Origin of the sequence: Klebsiella sp. PCX (assembly GCF_021869705.1) — a bacterium.
Taxonomy (GTDB): Bacteria; Pseudomonadota; Gammaproteobacteria; order Enterobacterales; family Enterobacteriaceae; genus Klebsiella; species Klebsiella quasipneumoniae.
Map to the genome: position 1 here is coordinate 4693894 of NZ_CP091527.1, position 17242 is coordinate 4711135.

Annotated in this window: 17 protein-coding genes, 2 tRNA genes and 2 rRNA genes; 6 read left to right on the forward strand and 15 right to left on the reverse strand. The window is 53.7% G+C overall.

Translation table 11 applies throughout. The features are described 5' to 3' along the window. Positions 1-81: 81 nt before the first annotated feature. From GQR96_RS22470 to GQR96_RS22485, 4 genes are all read right to left on the reverse strand, one after another. Positions 82-2984, reverse strand: a 23S ribosomal RNA gene (locus GQR96_RS22470). A gap of 169 nt (positions 2985-3153) precedes the next feature. Beyond that, positions 3154-3229, reverse strand: a tRNA-Ala gene (locus tag GQR96_RS22475). A 36-nt stretch (positions 3230-3265) separates the two neighbouring features. Beyond that, positions 3266-3342, reverse strand: a tRNA-Ile gene (locus GQR96_RS22480). 69 nt (positions 3343-3411) lie between these two features. Further along, positions 3412-4951: ribosomal RNA gene (locus GQR96_RS22485) — 16S ribosomal RNA — on the reverse strand. Together the 16S and 23S rRNA genes with 2 tRNA genes alongside form the textbook arrangement of a ribosomal RNA operon. A gap of 471 nt (positions 4952-5422) precedes the next feature. Here GQR96_RS22485 and GQR96_RS22490 point away from each other — a divergent pair. Continuing rightward, on the forward strand, positions 5423-5977 hold the full coding sequence (locus GQR96_RS22490) for a gamma carbonic anhydrase family protein (RefSeq protein WP_023319228.1): 555 nt from the start codon (positions 5423-5425) through the stop codon (positions 5975-5977). On the opposite strand, the gene GQR96_RS22495 is transcribed toward GQR96_RS22490, so the two are convergent. The 6 genes from GQR96_RS22495 to dprA are packed head-to-tail and all read right to left on the reverse strand — an operon-like array spanning position 5953 to position 9744. Then, on the reverse strand, positions 5953-6210 hold the full coding sequence (locus GQR96_RS22495) for a DUF1488 family protein (RefSeq protein ID WP_004206807.1): 258 nt from the start codon (positions 6208-6210) through the stop codon (positions 5953-5955). The two genes, GQR96_RS22490 and GQR96_RS22495, sit on opposite strands and share 25 nt — an antisense overlap. Next, positions 6207-7025: a shikimate dehydrogenase gene (gene aroE, locus GQR96_RS22500; protein WP_004206806.1), complete on the reverse strand. Its 819-nt coding sequence runs from the start codon at positions 7023-7025 to the stop codon at positions 6207-6209. Before aroE ends, GQR96_RS22495 begins: the two co-directional genes overlap by 4 nt. 3 nt (positions 7026-7028) lie before the next feature. Continuing rightward, positions 7029-7601, reverse strand: coding sequence for an L-threonylcarbamoyladenylate synthase type 1 TsaC (gene tsaC, locus GQR96_RS22505; protein ID WP_004206805.1), 573 nt, complete (start codon positions 7599-7601; stop codon positions 7029-7031). 4 nt (positions 7602-7605) lie between these two features. Beyond that, positions 7606-8148: a DNA topoisomerase family protein gene (locus GQR96_RS22510; protein ID WP_004206804.1), complete on the reverse strand. Its 543-nt coding sequence runs from the start codon at positions 8146-8148 to the stop codon at positions 7606-7608. Positions 8149-8174: 26 nt separating this feature from the next. Beyond that, positions 8175-8648 carry a DUF494 family protein Smg gene (gene smg, locus GQR96_RS22515; protein ID WP_002919137.1) on the reverse strand — a complete coding sequence of 158 codons (474 nt, stop codon included), beginning with the start codon at positions 8646-8648 and terminating at the stop codon, positions 8175-8177. Further along, entirely contained in the window at positions 8620-9744 is a 1125-nt protein-coding gene (gene dprA / locus GQR96_RS22520; protein WP_032456674.1) for a DNA-protecting protein DprA, read from the reverse strand. Before dprA ends, smg begins: the two co-directional genes overlap by 29 nt. 128 nt (positions 9745-9872) lie before the next feature. Here dprA and def point away from each other — a divergent pair, with 128 nt between their 5' ends. The 5 genes from def to mscL all read left to right on the forward strand — a co-directional run bounded on the left by def (position 9873) and on the right by mscL (position 14635). Further along, entirely contained in the window at positions 9873-10382 is a 510-nt protein-coding gene (gene def, locus GQR96_RS22525; RefSeq protein ID WP_004206802.1) for a peptide deformylase, read from the forward strand. A 14-nt stretch (positions 10383-10396) separates the two neighbouring features. Further along, positions 10397-11344 (forward strand): methionyl-tRNA formyltransferase, encoded by a 948-nt coding sequence (gene fmt, locus GQR96_RS22530; protein WP_017900611.1) that lies wholly within the window; start codon positions 10397-10399, stop codon positions 11342-11344. Between the two features lie 52 nt (positions 11345-11396). After that, a complete protein-coding gene (gene rsmB / locus GQR96_RS22535; protein WP_023291170.1) occupies positions 11397-12692 on the forward strand; it encodes a 16S rRNA (cytosine(967)-C(5))-methyltransferase RsmB in 1296 nt (431 codons plus the stop codon). A gap of 13 nt (positions 12693-12705) precedes the next feature. After that, complete coding sequence (gene trkA, locus GQR96_RS22540) at positions 12706-14082, forward strand: Trk system potassium transporter TrkA (protein WP_002919153.1); 1377 nt, start codon at positions 12706-12708, stop codon at positions 14080-14082. A gap of 139 nt (positions 14083-14221) precedes the next feature. Further along, positions 14222-14635: a large-conductance mechanosensitive channel protein MscL gene (gene mscL / locus GQR96_RS22545; RefSeq protein ID WP_004206799.1), complete on the forward strand. Its 414-nt coding sequence runs from the start codon at positions 14222-14224 to the stop codon at positions 14633-14635. On the opposite strand, the gene GQR96_RS22550 is transcribed toward mscL, so the two are convergent. The 5 genes from GQR96_RS22550 to rpoA all read right to left on the reverse strand — a co-directional run bounded on the left by GQR96_RS22550 (position 14571) and on the right by rpoA (position 17228). Further along, a complete protein-coding gene (locus GQR96_RS22550; RefSeq protein ID WP_004206797.1) occupies positions 14571-14849 on the reverse strand; it encodes an alternative ribosome-rescue factor A in 279 nt (92 codons plus the stop codon). The genes mscL and GQR96_RS22550 overlap by 65 nt on opposite strands. A gap of 57 nt (positions 14850-14906) precedes the next feature. Next, positions 14907-15332 carry a Zn(2+)-responsive transcriptional regulator gene (gene zntR, locus GQR96_RS22555; protein ID WP_065905186.1) on the reverse strand — a complete coding sequence of 142 codons (426 nt, stop codon included), beginning with the start codon at positions 15330-15332 and terminating at the stop codon, positions 14907-14909. Positions 15333-15334: 2 nt separating this feature from the next. After that, a complete protein-coding gene (locus tag GQR96_RS22560) occupies positions 15335-15703 on the reverse strand; it encodes a DnaJ family domain-containing protein (RefSeq protein ID WP_043523054.1) in 369 nt (122 codons plus the stop codon). A gap of 108 nt (positions 15704-15811) precedes the next feature. Continuing rightward, positions 15812-16198, reverse strand: a complete 387-nt coding sequence (gene rplQ / locus GQR96_RS22565) for a 50S ribosomal protein L17 (protein WP_002919206.1) — start codon at positions 16196-16198, stop codon at positions 15812-15814. 40 nt (positions 16199-16238) lie between these two features. Beyond that, positions 16239-17228, reverse strand: a complete 990-nt coding sequence (gene rpoA, locus GQR96_RS22570) for a DNA-directed RNA polymerase subunit alpha (RefSeq protein WP_002919219.1) — start codon at positions 17226-17228, stop codon at positions 16239-16241. Positions 17229-17242 lie beyond the last annotated feature (14 nt).

Genomic DNA, 17242 nt, shown 5'->3' on the forward strand with positions numbered 1-17242 from the left:
TCAACACGTCCTGCGGACGCATCGACTAATCTGTATCAGCTGAAAATCTTCTCAAATCCGCCAAAACATCTTCGGCGTTGTAAGGTTAAGCCTCACGGTTCATTAGTACCGGTTAGCTCAACGCATCGCTGCGCTTACACACCCGGCCTATCAACGTCATCGTCTTTAACGTTCCTTCAGGAGACTTAAAGTCTCAGGGAGAACTCATCTCGGGGCAAGTTTCGTGCTTAGATGCTTTCAGCACTTATCTCTTCCGCATTTAGCTACCGGGCAGTGCCATTGGCATGACAACCCGAACACCAGTGATGCGTCCACTCCGGTCCTCTCGTACTAGGAGCAGCCCCCCTCAATTCTCCAGCGCCCACGGCAGATAGGGACCGAACTGTCTCACGACGTTCTAAACCCAGCTCGCGTACCACTTTAAATGGCGAACAGCCATACCCTTGGGACCTACTTCAGCCCCAGGATGTGATGAGCCGACATCGAGGTGCCAAACACCGCCGTCGATATGAACTCTTGGGCGGTATCAGCCTGTTATCCCCGGAGTACCTTTTATCCGTTGAGCGATGGCCCTTCCATTCAGAACCACCGGATCACTAAGACCTGCTTTCGCACCTGCTCGAGCCGTCACTCTCGCAGTCAAGCTAGCTTATGCCTTTGCACTAACCTCCTGATGTCCGACCAGGATTAGCTAACCTTCGTGCTCCTCCGTTACTCTTTGGGAGGAGACCGCCCCAGTCAAACTACCCACCAGACACTGTCCGCAACCCGGATTACGGGCCCACGTTAGAACACCAGCCATTAAAGGGTGGTATTTCAAGGATGGCTCCATGCAGACTGGCGTCCACACTTCAAAGCCTCCCACCTATCCTACACATCAAGGACCAGTGTTCAGTGTCAAGCTATAGTAAAGGTTCACGGGGTCTTTCCGTCTTGCCGCGGGTACACTGCATCTTCACAGCGAGTTCAATTTCACTGAGTCTCGGGTGGAGACAGCCTGGCCATCATTACGCCATTCGTGCAGGTCGGAACTTACCCGACAAGGAATTTCGCTACCTTAGGACCGTTATAGTTACGGCCGCCGTTTACCGGGGCTTCGATCAAGAGCTTCTCCTTACGGATAACCCCATCAATTAACCTTCCGGCACCGGGCAGGCGTCACACCGTATACGTCCACTTTCGTGTTTGCACAGTGCTGTGTTTTTAATAAACAGTTGCAGCCAGCTGGTATCTTCGACTGGTCTCAGCTCCATCCGCAGGGACTTCACCTACACACCAGCGTGCCTTCTCCCGAAGTTACGGCACCATTTTGCCTAGTTCCTTCACCCGAGTTCTCTCAAGCGCCTTGGTATTCTCTACCTGACCACCTGTGTCGGTTTGGGGTACGATTTGATGTTACCTGATGCTTAGAGGCTTTTCCTGGAAGCAGGGCATTTGTTACTTCAGCACCGTAGTGCCTCGTCATCACACCTCAGCCTTGATTATCCGGATTTGCCTGGATAACCAGCCTACATGCTTAAACCGGGACAACCGTCGCCCGGCTAACATAGCCTTCTCCGTCCCCCCTTCGCAGTAACACCAAGTACAGGAATATTAACCTGTTTCCCATCGACTACGCCTTTCGGCCTCGCCTTAGGGGTCGACTCACCCTGCCCCGATTAACGTTGGACAGGAACCCTTGGTCTTCCGGCGAGCGGGCTTTTCACCCGCTTTATCGTTACTTATGTCAGCATTCGCACTTCTGATACCTCCAGCAACCCTCACAGGTCACCTTCGCAGGCTTACAGAACGCTCCCCTACCCAACAACACATAGTGTCGCTGCCGCAGCTTCGGTGCATGGTTTAGCCCCGTTACATCTTCCGCGCAGGCCGACTCGACCAGTGAGCTATTACGCTTTCTTTAAATGATGGCTGCTTCTAAGCCAACATCCTGGCTGTCTGTGCCTTCCCACATCGTTTCCCACTTAACCATGACTTTGGGACCTTAGCTGGCGGTCTGGGTTGTTTCCCTCTTCACGACGGACGTTAGCACCCGCCGTGTGTCTCCCGTGATAACATTCTTCGGTATTCGTAGTTTGCATCGGGTTGGTAAGTCGGGATGACCCCCTAGCCGAAACAGTGCTCTACCCCCGAAGATGAGTTCACGAGGCGCTACCTAAATAGCTTTCGGGGAGAACCAGCTATCTCCCGGTTTGATTGGCCTTTCACCCCCAGCCACAAGTCATCCGCTAATTTTTCAACATTAGTCGGTTCGGTCCTCCAGTTAGTGTTACCCAACCTTCAACCTGCCCATGGCTAGATCACCGGGTTTCGGGTCTATACCCTGCAACTTAACGCCCAGTTAAGACTCGGTTTCCCTGCGGCTCCCCTATACGGTTAACCTTGCTACAGAATATAAGTCGCTGACCCATTATACAAAAGGTACGCAGTCACACCATAAAGGTGCTCCCACTGCTTGTACGTACACGGTTTCAGGTTCTTTTTCACTCCCCTCGCCGGGGTTCTTTTCGCCTTTCCCTCACGGTACTGGTTCACTATCGGTCAGTCAGGAGTATTTAGCCTTGGAGGATGGTCCCCCCATATTCAGACAGGATACCACGTGTCCCGCCCTACTCTTCGAGTTCACAACATGTGCATTTTTGTGTACGGGACTATCACCCTGTACCGTCGGACTTTCCAGACCGTTCCACTAACACACATGCTGATTCAGACTCTGGGCTGCTCCCCGTTCGCTCGCCGCTACTGGGGGAATCTCGGTTGATTTCTTTTCCTCGGGGTACTTAGATGTTTCAGTTCCCCCGGTTCGCTTCATTACGCTATGTATTCACGTAATGATAGTGTGACGAATCACACTGGGTTTCCCCATTCGGAAATCGCCGGTTATAACGGTTCATATCACCTTACCGACGCTTTTCGCAGATTAGCACGTCCTTCATCGCCTCTGACTGCCAGGGCATCCACCGTGTACGCTTAGTCGCTTAACCTCACAACCCGAAGATGTTTCACTTCGTGTTGCGAAAATTTGAGAGACTCGAACACACATTAACTGTGTGTCGTTTCAATTTTCAGCTTGATCCAGATTTTTAAAGAGCAAAACTTCGCAGTGCACCTTTTCAGGTTCACTCTGAAGTTTTCTTGTGTTCGCAGTAAAGATGGTGGAGCTATGCGGGATCGAACCGCAGACCTCCTGCGTGCAAAGCAGGCGCTCTCCCAGCTGAGCTATAGCCCCATCGTTTGCAACCTCTTCAAATTTGCTTCGCAAATTTGGTAGGCCTGAGTGGACTTGAACCACCGACCTCACCCTTATCAGGGGTGCGCTCTAACCACCTGAGCTACAAGCCTGTAGAGGTTTTTACTGCTGTTTTTCATCAGACAATCTGTGTGAGCACTACAAAGGCAGGTTCTTTAAGGTAAGGAGGTGATCCAACCGCAGGTTCCCCTACGGTTACCTTGTTACGACTTCACCCCAGTCATGAATCACAAAGTGGTAAGCGCCCTCCCGAAGGTTAAGCTACCTACTTCTTTTGCAACCCACTCCCATGGTGTGACGGGCGGTGTGTACAAGGCCCGGGAACGTATTCACCGTAGCATTCTGATCTACGATTACTAGCGATTCCGACTTCATGGAGTCGAGTTGCAGACTCCAATCCGGACTACGACATACTTTATGAGGTCCGCTTGCTCTCGCGAGGTCGCTTCTCTTTGTATATGCCATTGTAGCACGTGTGTAGCCCTGGTCGTAAGGGCCATGATGACTTGACGTCATCCCCACCTTCCTCCAGTTTATCACTGGCAGTCTCCTTTGAGTTCCCGGCCTAACCGCTGGCAACAAAGGATAAGGGTTGCGCTCGTTGCGGGACTTAACCCAACATTTCACAACACGAGCTGACGACAGCCATGCAGCACCTGTCTCACAGTTCCCGAAGGCACCAAGCCATCTCTGGCAAGTTCTGTGGATGTCAAGACCAGGTAAGGTTCTTCGCGTTGCATCGAATTAAACCACATGCTCCACCGCTTGTGCGGGCCCCCGTCAATTCATTTGAGTTTTAACCTTGCGGCCGTACTCCCCAGGCGGTCGATTTAACGCGTTAGCTCCGGAAGCCACGCCTCAAGGGCACAACCTCCAAATCGACATCGTTTACGGCGTGGACTACCAGGGTATCTAATCCTGTTTGCTCCCCACGCTTTCGCACCTGAGCGTCAGTCTTTGTCCAGGGGGCCGCCTTCGCCACCGGTATTCCTCCAGATCTCTACGCATTTCACCGCTACACCTGGAATTCTACCCCCCTCTACAAGACTCTAGCCTGCCAGTTTCGAATGCAGTTCCCAGGTTGAGCCCGGGGATTTCACATCCGACTTGACAGACCGCCTGCGTGCGCTTTACGCCCAGTAATTCCGATTAACGCTTGCACCCTCCGTATTACCGCGGCTGCTGGCACGGAGTTAGCCGGTGCTTCTTCTGCGGGTAACGTCAATCGACAAGGTTATTAACCTTATCGCCTTCCTCCCCGCTGAAAGTACTTTACAACCCGAAGGCCTTCTTCATACACGCGGCATGGCTGCATCAGGCTTGCGCCCATTGTGCAATATTCCCCACTGCTGCCTCCCGTAGGAGTCTGGACCGTGTCTCAGTTCCAGTGTGGCTGGTCATCCTCTCAGACCAGCTAGGGATCGTCGCCTAGGTGAGCCGTTACCCCACCTACTAGCTAATCCCATCTGGGCACATCTGATGGCATGAGGCCCGAAGGTCCCCCACTTTGGTCTTGCGACGTTATGCGGTATTAGCTACCGTTTCCAGTAGTTATCCCCCTCCATCAGGCAGTTTCCCAGACATTACTCACCCGTCCGCCGCTCGTCACCCGAGAGCAAGCTCTCTGTGCTACCGCTCGACTTGCATGTGTTAGGCCTGCCGCCAGCGTTCAATCTGAGCCATGATCAAACTCTTCAATTTAAGTTTGATGCTCAAAGAATTAAACTTCGTAATGAATTACGTGTTCACTCTTGAGACTTGGTATTCATTTATTGTCCGAAGACATTAAGAATCCATGTCACTTTGAGTGCCCACACAGATTGTCTGATAAATTGTTAAAGAGCAGTTGCGACGCGCTTTAGCGCTCTGTCGCGAGGTGGCGTATATTACGCTTTCCTCTTTCAGAGTCAACCCGTTTTTCAGGATTTTTCTCTTCAACCGAACCGGCTGTTTGTGTGAAGTGATTCACATCTGCCGTGTCAGTGGGTGCGCATTATAGGGATCCCATTTTTTTGCACAAGCCTTTTTTCGATCTTTTTTTCTGAATGGTGATTTTTCACCCTTTTCGCCGTGTAATTGCACGATTTGCTCAATTTTCACCGTTTTCAGGGGTTGCAGAGCGAGATAAAAGCCACCAAAGTCTTCTTACGCTCCCGTATTTTTGAGGTCAACATGTCTGCTCAACTGCGCCCCTATAAAGCATTTTTCCCGCAAATCGGTCTTCGCGTCATGATTGACGCATCCAGCGTCGTTATCGGTGATGTCAGAATTGCCGATGACGTCAGCGTCTGGCCTCTGGTAGCCATTCGCGGCGACGTCAACTATGTATCGATAGGTCAACGCAGTAATATTCAGGACGGCAGCGTTCTACACGTGACCCATAAATCCTCTTACAAGCCTGAGGGAAATCCACTGATCATTGGAGAGGATGTGACGGTTGGCCACAAAGTGATGCTGCACGGCTGCACTATCGGCAACCGCGTACTGGTTGGTATGGGTTCGATCTTATTAGATGGTGTCGTCGTTGGCGATGACGTCATGATTGGCGCGGGAAGTCTGGTACCGCAGAACAAACAGCTAGAAAGCGGCTTCCTTTACTTTGGCAATCCGGTCAAACAGATCCGCCCCCTGACAGAGGCGGAGCGGGAAGGCCTTAAGTATTCAGCGAATAACTATGTGAAATGGAAAGATGAATATCTGGATCAGGAGAGCCAGACCCAACCCTGAGCATCCTCCTGATTATCGCGGATCAATGCCTCTGCCTCTTCCTCAAGATCCCAACGATGTTTCTGGAATGCGGCCAGCCACTGCGCTGGCCCCTCTGCGCCAAAACGCTGCTGCAGGATCTGCCCTGAAATTGCGCAGGTTAATTGCATCCCATTAACCAGCGCGGGAAACACCACGCCCTGCCGTTCGGCATCCCATGATTCCCGATCGGGAAACTGAATCGCCTGATTCATGCATTCAGTTCCTGTTGCAGCCTTTCTATAACCGGGGTGATAGCCGGCAGGACGCCGTGCCATAGCAGAACGGCATGGGCGGCTTGCGCCACCAGCATTCCCAGCCCGTCAGCACAGTGGGTTGCGCCATGCTGCTGGCACCAGTGAAGAAACGGTGTCGGCCCTTTCTGGTAGAACATGTCATAGCAATACACGTCAGCGTTGACAACAGATGCCGGGATAGCCGGTACATCACCGTCTATTCCACTGGACGTCGCATTGATGATCAGATCGAATGTTTCCCCGGATAAGGTATCCATCTCCCTTGCGCTGACGCTGCCGGTATGAGCGAAGAGCGTGGCTAACTCATGGGCACGAGCGTAGGTGCGATTGACGATCGTGACGGCACATCCCAGCGACAGCAGCGGCAGCAGCACCCCACGCGATGCGCCACCGGCACCGATAAGCAGGATCCGCTGGCGTGGCTTAATGAATCCCAGACGCTCCAGATCGCTCAGCAGACCAATACCGTCCGTGTTGTCGCCCAGCAAACGCCCGTCTTCGAGACGTTTCAGGGTATTCACCGCTCCCGCCAGCGCAGCGCGTTCTGTCAGTTCATCCGCGCGCGCAAAGGCTTCTTCTTTAAAAGGAACGGTAACATTGGCGCCCTTTCCTCCCTGCGCAAAAAACTGATTGAGAGAAGAGACAAAATCGTCCAGCGGCGCCAGCACACGTCCATAAGGATGGGTAATCCCTAACTGGCGGGCAAACAGCTGGTGAATAGAAGGCGACTTGCTGTGCGCGATCGGATTACCAAAAACAGCATAGGTTTCCATGGTTCACCCCTGGCGGAACAGTTCACCCGTCAGGGCATCACGTATTTCAGATGGATTTTGCCGTCCGCCCGTAGCGCCATCCACGACCGGGAAGCTGTCACCAAACTGAGCACGGACCTCTGCGGTGGTGCGGCAAGGCGGTTGCCCGGTGAGATTGGCGCTCGTCGAGACCAGCGGTTTTCCGTAGGCTTCACACAATTCAATCACCAGCGGATGGTTGGTCACGCGTACAGCCAGCGAATCAAAACGACCAGTCAGCCAGCGTGGTGTTTCAGGACGCGCCGGGAATACAAACGTCACCGGTCCTGGCCAGCAGGAAAAGATCGCTGCCCGCTGCGAATCACTTAACCGTGAATCATCAATATATGGCTTGAGTTGCTCAAAGCTAGCGGCGATAAGAATCAATCCCTTCTCAACAGGACGCTGCTTCAGCTCCAGCAGACGCATAACGGCCGTTTCGCTGTCAGGGTCGCAGCCGACGCCAAAAACGGCTTCCGTGGGATAGGCGATGACATGTTCATTATTCAGGACCGCCACGGCATGGGCGACGGCTTCTGAGGGCAGGTTATTGTTCACTGATTTATTCCGCCGGGATCGGCTTTCCACATTGTTTACTGGCACAGAAGCATCTGAGCCCCTGCGCCGTCTTCTTTTCTATTAACAGCGGGTAATGGCATTCAGGGCATTCGCCCGCCACCGGTTTATAATTGATAACGAACTGGCAATCAGGATAGCGATCGCAGGAGTGAAAGGTTTTACCGAAACGGGAACGACGCTGGACCAGATGGCCTTGTCCGCACTGCGGGCAAGCAATAGCCGTCTCATCTGGTTTATCAATTAGCTCAGTATGTTCGCATTCCGGATAGCGGCTACAGCCAATGAACATCCCAAAACGCCCCTGACGTAGCACCATAACCGCGCCGCACGATGGGCATGCTTGCCCCTCCAGCACCTTAACGACATGCCCGTCTGCCTGACTTTTCAGGGGACGGATATAGTCACAGTCCGGATAATGCGAACAGCCGAGAAACGGGCCATGTTTCCCGGAACGGATCACCAGTTCAGCCCCGCACTGTGGGCAGGGCTCATTTTTACGCACCGAAAACAGTGCTGATTTGGTCATAACAACTCGATGTTGCTGCAAAAAGATTAATGCAGCATACCTTCATTTACTTCGAAGAGTAATTCTTCCATTTGCTGATAGGCGTTTTCACAGCCCGGAATATTGAACAGTACCATCAGGATGACCCATTTCAGGTCCTCCAGCTCAAATTCTGCCGTATCCAGCGCCAGTACGCGCTCTATCACCATTTCTCGCGTTTCGAGGTTCAACACCTGAATCTGCTCGAGGAAGAGTAAAAACCCCCGGCAACTGGCGTCCAGACGCTGGCACTCCTCTTCGGTATATACCCGAAGCGACAGCGGGTCGGAAGCGAGCTGCATGGGTTCAACGAGACCTTCCTGATAATCAGCCAGTTTCTCGAGCCACATTAACGCGTTATAGATATCTTCCCGCTCAAAACCTGCGTCGGTAAGATCCCGCGTCAGTTTGTCCTGATCCACACGCATTTCTGCTTCGCTATGGATGTAAGTTTCAAACAAATACATGAGTACGTCGAACATGGCTTGCCCTCCTTAATCGGACATAGCCGCCGGGTACAGCTGCGATCCAGCCTGCTAACTCCAGTTCAAGTAGCTGAGCTACGGTTACTGGCACAGATTGGCCGGCACGTTCAGCGACAACGTCAACAGGTGTTACCTCATCTCCTACGTTAGCCAGGAGCTCCGGAAATGGCAATGCTACAGACGGCTGATCGGCGCAATTATTTATCGAATCAGACGTATCAGTTAGCCAGGCCAGCTCGTTGTGCCAGTATTCCACAATATCCTCTGGCGAGGTCACCGGCACCGCGCCTTGCTTAATTAACCAGTGTGGGCCTTCCGATCCCGGATTGCCTATCGGCCCAGGCAGGGCAAACACATCCCTTCCCTGTTCCAGAGCACAGCGGACGGTAACCAGCGAACCGCTTCTCAATGCCGCCTCAACCACCAGCACGCCCAGGCTCAGGCCGCTGATAATCCGGTTGCGCCTGGGGAAATGCGCGGGAAGCGGCGGCGTTATAAGTGGAAATTCAGACACCAGCGCACCGCCATTATCGACGATCTGCTGGGCGAGGCTCGCATGGCGCCGCGGATAAACCTGGCCCAGTCCGTTGCCCAGTACCGCGATGGTTTTGCCCTCGGCCGCGAGCGCGCCGCGATGCGCGACGCCATCAATGCCTAACGCCAACCCACTGGTGATAGTCATCCCTTTACGCGCCAACGTTTCGCTGAACAGCTTCCCCCAGCGAGCGCCATACCAGGAATGCAAGCGACTGCCAATAACGGCAAGCTGCGCGCTGTGAAGCAGAGCGGGATCGCCGCTGACCAGCAACGCGCCGGGGTAATCAGCGATAGCCTTTAACCGCAATGGATAGCGCGGATCGTCACCCCGTAACAGATGATGATCCGGTTGTTCCAGCCAGCGCCGCGTCTCGTCAAGCTCATGCTCGTCAAGCCGGAAAAATAACGTTGCCTGCGCCGCGGTCATCCCGACGGCATGCAGCGCTTCATGATCAACGCTGGCGGCTGCGCATAAGCGCTGAGCGATCTCTACCATCCTGTCGCCATACAAGCTACTGACCTTCATCAGCCGCAGCCAAATCTCGTCAGGCGTCATCCTTACCCCCTGCCATAAGCGGTATTGACAATCTTTGCGATTGGACAGTGAGACTGTCAATTGCAGGGTGTTTTGTCTAGAATAGAGCTAATAATCTTATCAACTCCTGAATACGACTCTGGAACTTTATGGCAGTTTTGCAAGTGTTACATATTCCGGACGAGCGCCTTCGCAAAGTCGCCGAGCCGGTCAAAGAAGTGAATGCGGAAATTCAGCGTATCGTCGATGATATGTTCGACACCATGTACGCTGAGGAGGGCATTGGTCTGGCCGCGACCCAGGTCGATATCCATCAGCGCATTATCGTTATTGATGTGTCGGAAAATCGTGAAGAGCAGCTGGTGTTAATCAACCCGGAGCTGCTGGAAAAAGATGGCGAAACCGGCATCGAAGAAGGCTGCCTGTCTATTCCGGAACAGCGCGCCCTGGTGCCGCGTGCGGAAAAAGTGAAGATCCGCGCGCTGGATCGCGACGGTAAGCCATTTGAACTGGAGGCCGATGGCCTGCTGGCTATCTGTATTCAGCATGAGATGGATCATCTGGTCGGCAAACTGTTTATTGATTATCTGTCACCGCTCAAACAACAGCGCATTCGTCAGAAGGTTGAGAAACTGGATCGTTTACGTTCCCGTGCCTGATAACAAGGAATACCGTGTCACAATCACTACGTATCATTTTCGCCGGCACCCCCGATTTTGCAGCGCGTCATCTTGACGCGCTGTTGTCGTCTGAACATCAGGTTGTTGGCGTATTCACTCAGCCAGACCGCCCTGCTGGCCGCGGCAAAAAATTGATGCCGAGCCCGGTAAAGGTGCTGGCTGAAGCCCATAACTTACCTGTATTCCAGCCATCCTCCCTGCGCCCGCAGGACAACCAACAATTAGTCGCCGATCTCGGCGCCGATATTATGGTGGTGGTGGCGTACGGTTTGATTCTGCCGAAAGCGGTGCTGGAGATGCCCCGTCTGGGCTGCATCAACGTTCACGGCTCCCTGCTGCCGCGCTGGCGTGGCGCAGCGCCGATCCAGCGTTCGCTGTGGGCGGGGGATAGCGAAACAGGCGTAACCATCATGCAGATGGACGTCGGCCTTGATACGGGTGATATGCTTTATAAGCTTTCCTGCCCCATTACCGCAGAGGATACCAGCGGCAGCCTGTACGATAAGCTGGCCGAGCTCGGCCCTCAAGGTCTGCTGGCAACTTTAGCCCAGCTGGCCAACGGCACCGCGCAGCCTGAAGTACAGGATGAATCGCTGGTGTGCCACGCCGAGAAGCTGAGTAAAGAAGAAGCTCGCATCGACTGGTCGCTTTCCGCCGCACAGCTGGAGCGCTGCATCCGCGCCTTTAATCCGTGGCCAATGAGCTGGCTGGAAATTGACGGGCAGCCGCTAAAAGTGTGGCGGGCATCGGTCATTGCCGAAGCCGCACATGCCGAACCAGGTACTATCGTGGCAGCAACCAAACAGGGTATCCAGGTCGCCACAGGCGATGGGATCCTCAGTCTGGAATCGCTACAGCCTGCGGGTAAAAAAGCGATGAGCGCCCAGGATTTACTCAATTCCCGCCGGGAGTGGTTTACGCCTGGCACCCGTCTCGCCTGACGGTCGTCTCTTCTGAAGCCCGGGTTCGCCGGGCATTTTTATTTTTGCGCTTATGAAAAAGAATATAAATTTACGCAGCCTGGCCGCCCAGGCTATCGAGCAAGTCGTTGAAAAAGGTCAGTCTTTAAGCAACGTCCTGCCCCCTCTACAGCAAAAAGTCAGCGATAAAGACAAAGCGCTGCTGCAGGAGCTGTGTTTTGGCGTACTGCGTACGCTCAGCCAGCTGGAGTGGCTTATCAGCAAGCTGATGGCGCGTCCGATGACCGGCAAACAGCGCACCGTGCACTTTCTGATTATGGTTGGGCTCTATCAGTTACTCTACACCCGCATCCCTCCGCACGCCGCGCTGGCTGAAACGGTAGAAGGCGCGGTGGCGATTAAGCGCCCGCAGCTTAAAGGGCTGATCAATGGGGTGTTACGCCAGTTTCAGCGCCAGCAGGAAGAGCTACTGGCAGAATTCGCCGGGCAGGAAAACCGCTACCTTCATCCCAAATGGCTGCTGAAGCGTCTGCAGCAGGCCTGGCCGCAACAATGGCAGGAGATCGTCGATGCGAACAACCAGCGCCCGCCGATGTGGCTGCGCGTTAACCGCAACCATCATTCCCGAGACGAATGGCTTGCTCTGCTTAAAGAGGCTGGCTTAGAGGGCTTCACCCACCCTGACTATCCCGACGCCGTGCGTCTGGCCACCCCTGCCCCGGTCCATGCGTTGCCGGGTTTTGCCGAAGGATGGGTAACCGTTCAGGATGCCTCGGCCCAGGGCTGCATGCGCTATCTGCAGCCGGAAAACGGCGAGCGCATTCTCGATCTCTGCGCCGCGCCGGGCGGCAAGACGACGCATATTCTGGAAGTCGCTCCCCAGGCTGAGGTCATGGCGGTGGACATTGATGAACAGCGTCTTTCCCGCGTCTATGACAACCTGAAACGGCTGGGCATGAAAGCCGAAGTCAAACAGGGCGATGGTCGCTTCCCTGAGCAGTGGTGTGGCAGCGAGCAGTTCGATCGTATTCTGCTGGATGCCCCCTGTTCCGCCACCGGCGTTATCCGCCGCCACCCGGATATCAAATGGCTGCGCCGGGATCGGGATATCGGCGATTTAGCCCAGCTGCAGGCCGAGATCCTCAATGCCATCTGGGGGCATCTGAAGCCAGGCGGCACGTTGGTTTACGCTACCTGTTCTATTCTGCCGGAAGAGAATAGTCAGCAAATTGCCGCGTTCCTCGCGCGGACCCCGGATGCAGAGCTTCACGCAACCGGTACGCCGGCAAGCCCGGGACAGCAAAATCTGCCGGGTGCGGAAGAAGGCGATGGCTTCTTTTACGCTAAGCTAATCAAACGTCGGAACTAATGGATCACTGCAGATGAAGATTATTATTCTGGGCGCCGGCCAGGTCGGCGGCACGCTGGCGGAGAACCTCGTCGGCGAGAACAATGATATTACGCTGGTTGATACCAATGGCGACCGTCTGCGCAGCCTGCAGGATAAGTTCGACCTGCGTGTCGTCCAGGGGCACGGTTCTCATCCCCGCGTACTGCGCGAGGCAGGAGCCGATGATGCCGATATGCTGGTGGCGGTCACCAGTTCGGATGAAACCAACATGGTGGCCTGTCAGGTCGCCTATTCATTATTCAATACGCCAAACCGTATAGCCCGTATTCGTGCGCCTGATTACGTCCGCGATGCGGAAAAGCTCTTCAATTCTGAAGCTGTGCCCATCGATCACTTAATCGCTCCGGAACAGCTGGTCATCGACAATATTCATCGCCTGATAGAATATCCCGGCGCGCTGCAGGTCGTGAACTTCGCGGAAGGTAAAGTCAGCCTCGCCGTGGTGAAAGCCTATTACGGTGGTCCGCTGGTGGGGAATGCGTTGTCCACCATGCGTGAGCATATGCCGCATATCGATACGCGCGTGGCCGCCATTTTCCGCCACGATCGCCCCATTCGCCCACAGGGTTCGACGATTGTCGAGGCCGGCGATGAAGTCTTCTTTATTGCCGCCTCGCAGCATATCAGGGCGGTCATGAGCGAACTCCAGCGTCTGGAGAAGCCTTATAAACGCATCATGTTGGTCGGCGGCGGCAATATTGGCGCGGGCCTGGCCCATAAGCTGGAAAAAGACTACAGCGTTAAGCTTATTGAGCGCAATCAGCAGCGAGCCGCTGAGCTGGCAGAAAAACTGCAGCATACTATCGTCTTCTACGGTGATGCATCGGATCAGGAGCTGCTGGCCGAAGAGCATATTGACCAGGTGGACCTGTTTATTGCCGTCACTAACGATGACGAAGCAAACATCATGTCTGCGATGCTGGCCAAGCGAATGGGGGCTAAAAAAGTGATGGTGCTGATCCAGCGTAGAGCCTATGTGGATCTGGTTCAGGGTAGCGTCATCGATATCGCGATATCGCCTCAGCAGGCCACGATTTCCGCCCTACTCAGCCATGTTCGTAAAGCCGATATTGTCGGCGTCTCCTCCCTGCGCCGCGGCGTTGCGGAAGCGATCGAAGCAGTGGCACACGGCGATGAGAGCACCTCGCGGGTGGTCGGGCGATCGATCGATGAGATCAAGCTTCCGCCAGGCACGATCATTGGCGCCGTCGTGCGCGGGAATGACGTGATGATCGCCAATAATAATCTGCGGATCGAGCAGGGCGATCATGTGATCATGTTTTTGACTGATAAAAAGTTTATTTCCGATGTAGAAAGGCTGTTCCAGCCAAGTCCTTTCTTCCTCTAATTCCCAGGGCGTCGAACAGGCGCCTTTTATTATCCCTTATTATTCAAAGGTTAATATTTTCCTGTAACGCTCTACGGGGAATGGCAAATGAAAATACATTTGTTAAACTTACAACGTCAGCTGGCTCAAGGAGAATAAAATGAGTTTTTTAAAAGAGTTTCGCGAATTCGCGATGCGCGGGAACGTTGTCGATTTGGCAGTGGGTGTGATCATCGGCGCAGCATTCGGTAAAATTGTTTCGTCGCTGGTCGCGGATATTATTATGCCGCCGCTCGGCCTGTTGATTGGCGGGATCGATTTTAAACAGTTTGCCGTCACGCTGCGCGATGCCCAGGGTGATGTACCGGCAGTGGTGATGCACTATGGGGTGTTTATTCAGAACGTTTTCGATTTCATCATCGTCGCATTTGCCATTTTCATGGCGATTAAACTGATGAATAAGTTAAATCGCAAGAAAGAAGAGGCTCCGGCGGCACCGCCAGCGCCCTCTAAAGAAGAAGTCCTGCTGAGCGAAATTCGCGATCTGTTGAAAGAACAAAACAAGCGTTCTTAATCAGCAGCGAAAGCAGAAGACCAGTGGTAAAAAAGCGATTCGCTTGCTTGCCACTGGCCTCCCGGTCCATCCTTGCTGCATGTTTATCTTTACGTTGATAGCTTCCCTTCCCTTTCTTGTTCTTCTCTACACGCTGCCTGAATAATGGATCGTGGAGAAGTGCTTCAATGGCGTTATCTTTAATTTGCCCTTTGGTATGCTGATAGCGACTCATAGTAACTCCAGTACATGTGTGAATTCCGCGCGAGTGTAGATCCGCGCGCACAAAAAATCAACGGCTGGCATTGCCGTTACTGGCGCCTTGCTCAAGGGCCTCGAGGATCGAACAGTAAACGCTGCTGTGAGCTGTGCCGCAGCAGGCGTCGTTGAGCCGTTGCAGAGAGCGACGCATCGTTTGTAGCTCGTTGATCCTCGCCTCAACTTCGCTTAATCGCGCCTGAACGATCCCTTTCGACTCCTGACAGGTGTGATGTTCCGGATCGATACGGATCGACAATAATTCGCGGATCGCTTCCAGAGTAAAGCCTAGCTGACGGGCATAGCGAATAAAGCGCAGACGCTGAAGATCGTTATCCGAGTAAAGACGAAATCCCCCCTCAGTGCGCACGTTATGATCCATCATTTGCTGTTTTTCATAATAACGGATGGTATCTGGCGTCACATCAGCCAGTTTTGCCAGCTCACCAATACGATACATATTCACTCCTGATTGATTTTATGCAGCAACGCATCGGCGTACTCACCGCGTAAAAAGTCGGTGTTCAGTCCTGCCTGACGCAGCTTAAGCTCGAGCAGAGCAAGGCGCTTGCTGAGTTCGCCATGCCGCGGGTCGTCCTGACGCACACCCTTAAGCAAGTCTGCCAGAGCCACCGCCTCTCTGCGCTGCTCCAGCTCCGGGGGAAGACACCCTGCATTCTTCAGAAGGCGATAGCCTGCCCGCAGCTCGGCCGGTACATGCGAATCGTCATCGAGAGTTAGCGGCTCGCCGCTACCGGGTAAATTATCGAACTCGCCTTTGGTTTGGGCATCGAGGATATGGCGTTCTGCCCACTGATCCAGTAACCACATTCTACGGCTCCGGGGGATGAACAAAAAGAGTACAGATATTGTAGTGAAGTGGGGATGAGGTAGATATAAAAAAACCCGCCGGGGCGGGTTTTTTTACGTTACTACAGATTACTCTGCAGCAGCTTCTGCTTTCGGCTCAGCACGATCAACCAGCTCGATGTATGCCATCGGCGCGTTGTCGCCTGCACGGAAGCCACACTTCAGAATGCGAGTGTAACCACCGGCGCGGCTCGCGAAACGCGGGCCCAGCTCGTTAAACAGTTTTGCCACGATCTCGTTATCACGAGTGCGGGCGAATGCCAGACGACGATTAGCAACGCTATCAGTCTTGGCAAGAGTAATCAGCGGCTCAACTACGCGACGCAGTTCTTTCGCTTTCGGCAGGGTCGTCTTGATGATTTCATGACGAACCAGCGAACCTGCCATGTTACGGAACATAGCCTGGCGATGGCTGCTGTTGCGGTTCAGTTGACGACCACTCTTACGATGGCGCATGACCTTATCCTTCTCAGTAAAACCTTAACCTGTGATCCGGTTACTCGTCAGCAATGCTTGCTGGTGGCCAGTTTTCCAGGCGCATGCCCAGAGACAGTCCACGGGAAGCCAGCACGTCTTTAATCTCAGTAAGAGATTTTTTACCCAGGTTCGGCGTTTTCAGCAACTCAACCTCGGTACGCTGTACCAGATCACCGATATAGTGGATAGCTTCTGCCTTGAGGCAGTTAGCAGAGCGGACAGTCAATTCCAGATCGTCAACAGGGCGCAGCAGGATCGGATCGAATTCTGGTTTCTCTTCTTTCACTTCTGGCTGACGTACATCACGTAAGTCAACAAAAGCTTCCAGTTGTTCAGCCAGGATGGTTGCCGCACGACGAATCGCCTCTTCAGGATCGATTGTGCCGTTGGTTTCCATTTCGATGACCAGCTTGTCCAGGTCGGTACGCTGTTCTACACGCGCAGCTTCAACATTGTAGGCAATACGCTCTACAGGGCTGTAGCAGGCGTCGACCAGCAGACGGCCGATTGGGCGCTCATCTTCTTCCGAATGAATTCGGGCAGAAGCCGGCACATAACCGCGACCGCGCTGAACTTTGATACGCATGCTGATAGCAGCGTTCTCATCAGTCAGGTGGCAAATCACGTGCTGCGGCTTGACGATTTCGACATCACCGTCGTGGGTAATGTCGGCTGCGGTCACAGGGCCAATGCCAGATTTATTCAAAGTAAGGATGACTTCATCTTTACCCTGAACTCTCACCGCCAGCCCTTTCAGGTTGAGCAGGATTTCAAGGATGTCTTCCTGAACGCCTTCTTTGGTGCTGTACTCGTGCAGTACACCATCAATCTCAACCTCGGTCACCGCGCAACCCGGCATCGATGAGAGCAGAATACGGCGCAGTGCGTTACCCAGAGTATGGCCGAAGCCACGCTCTAAAGGCTCAAGGGTCACCTTGGCGTGCGTCGAACTCACTTGCTCGATATCGACCAGGCGCGGTTTTAGAAACTCTGTCACAGAACCCTGCATTGTGTCCTCTCTTT

What these genes read in the sequence shown, in the direction of transcription:
- GQR96_RS22490 (WP_023319228.1), top strand. Translation starts at nt 5,423, where the DNA reads ATGTCTGCTCAACTGCGCCCCTATAAAGCATTTTTCCCGCAAATCGGT.
- GQR96_RS22495 (WP_004206807.1), bottom strand. Translation starts at nt 6,210, where the DNA reads ATGAATCAGGCGATTCAGTTTCCCGATCGGGAATCATGGGATGCCGAA.
- aroE (WP_004206806.1), bottom strand. Translation starts at nt 7,025, where the DNA reads ATGGAAACCTATGCTGTTTTTGGTAATCCGATCGCGCACAGCAAGTCG.
- GQR96_RS22510 (WP_004206804.1), bottom strand. Translation starts at nt 8,148, where the DNA reads ATGACCAAATCAGCACTGTTTTCGGTGCGTAAAAATGAGCCCTGCCCA.
- smg (WP_002919137.1), bottom strand. Translation starts at nt 8,648, where the DNA reads ATGTTCGACGTACTCATGTATTTGTTTGAAACTTACATCCATAGCGAA.
- dprA (WP_032456674.1), bottom strand. Translation starts at nt 9,744, where the DNA reads ATGACGCCTGACGAGATTTGGCTGCGGCTGATGAAGGTCAGTAGCTTG.
- def (WP_004206802.1), top strand. Translation starts at nt 9,873, where the DNA reads ATGGCAGTTTTGCAAGTGTTACATATTCCGGACGAGCGCCTTCGCAAA.
- rsmB (WP_023291170.1), top strand. Translation starts at nt 11,397, where the DNA reads ATGAAAAAGAATATAAATTTACGCAGCCTGGCCGCCCAGGCTATCGAG.
- trkA (WP_002919153.1), top strand. Translation starts at nt 12,706, where the DNA reads ATGAAGATTATTATTCTGGGCGCCGGCCAGGTCGGCGGCACGCTGGCG.
- mscL (WP_004206799.1), top strand. Translation starts at nt 14,222, where the DNA reads ATGAGTTTTTTAAAAGAGTTTCGCGAATTCGCGATGCGCGGGAACGTT.
- GQR96_RS22550 (WP_004206797.1), bottom strand. Translation starts at nt 14,849, where the DNA reads ATGAGTCGCTATCAGCATACCAAAGGGCAAATTAAAGATAACGCCATT.
- zntR (WP_065905186.1), bottom strand. Translation starts at nt 15,332, where the DNA reads ATGTATCGTATTGGTGAGCTGGCAAAACTGGCTGATGTGACGCCAGAT.
- GQR96_RS22560 (WP_043523054.1), bottom strand. Translation starts at nt 15,703, where the DNA reads ATGTGGTTACTGGATCAGTGGGCAGAACGCCATATCCTCGATGCCCAA.
- rplQ (WP_002919206.1), bottom strand. Translation starts at nt 16,198, where the DNA reads ATGCGCCATCGTAAGAGTGGTCGTCAACTGAACCGCAACAGCAGCCAT.
- rpoA (WP_002919219.1), bottom strand. Translation starts at nt 17,228, where the DNA reads ATGCAGGGTTCTGTGACAGAGTTTCTAAAACCGCGCCTGGTCGATATC.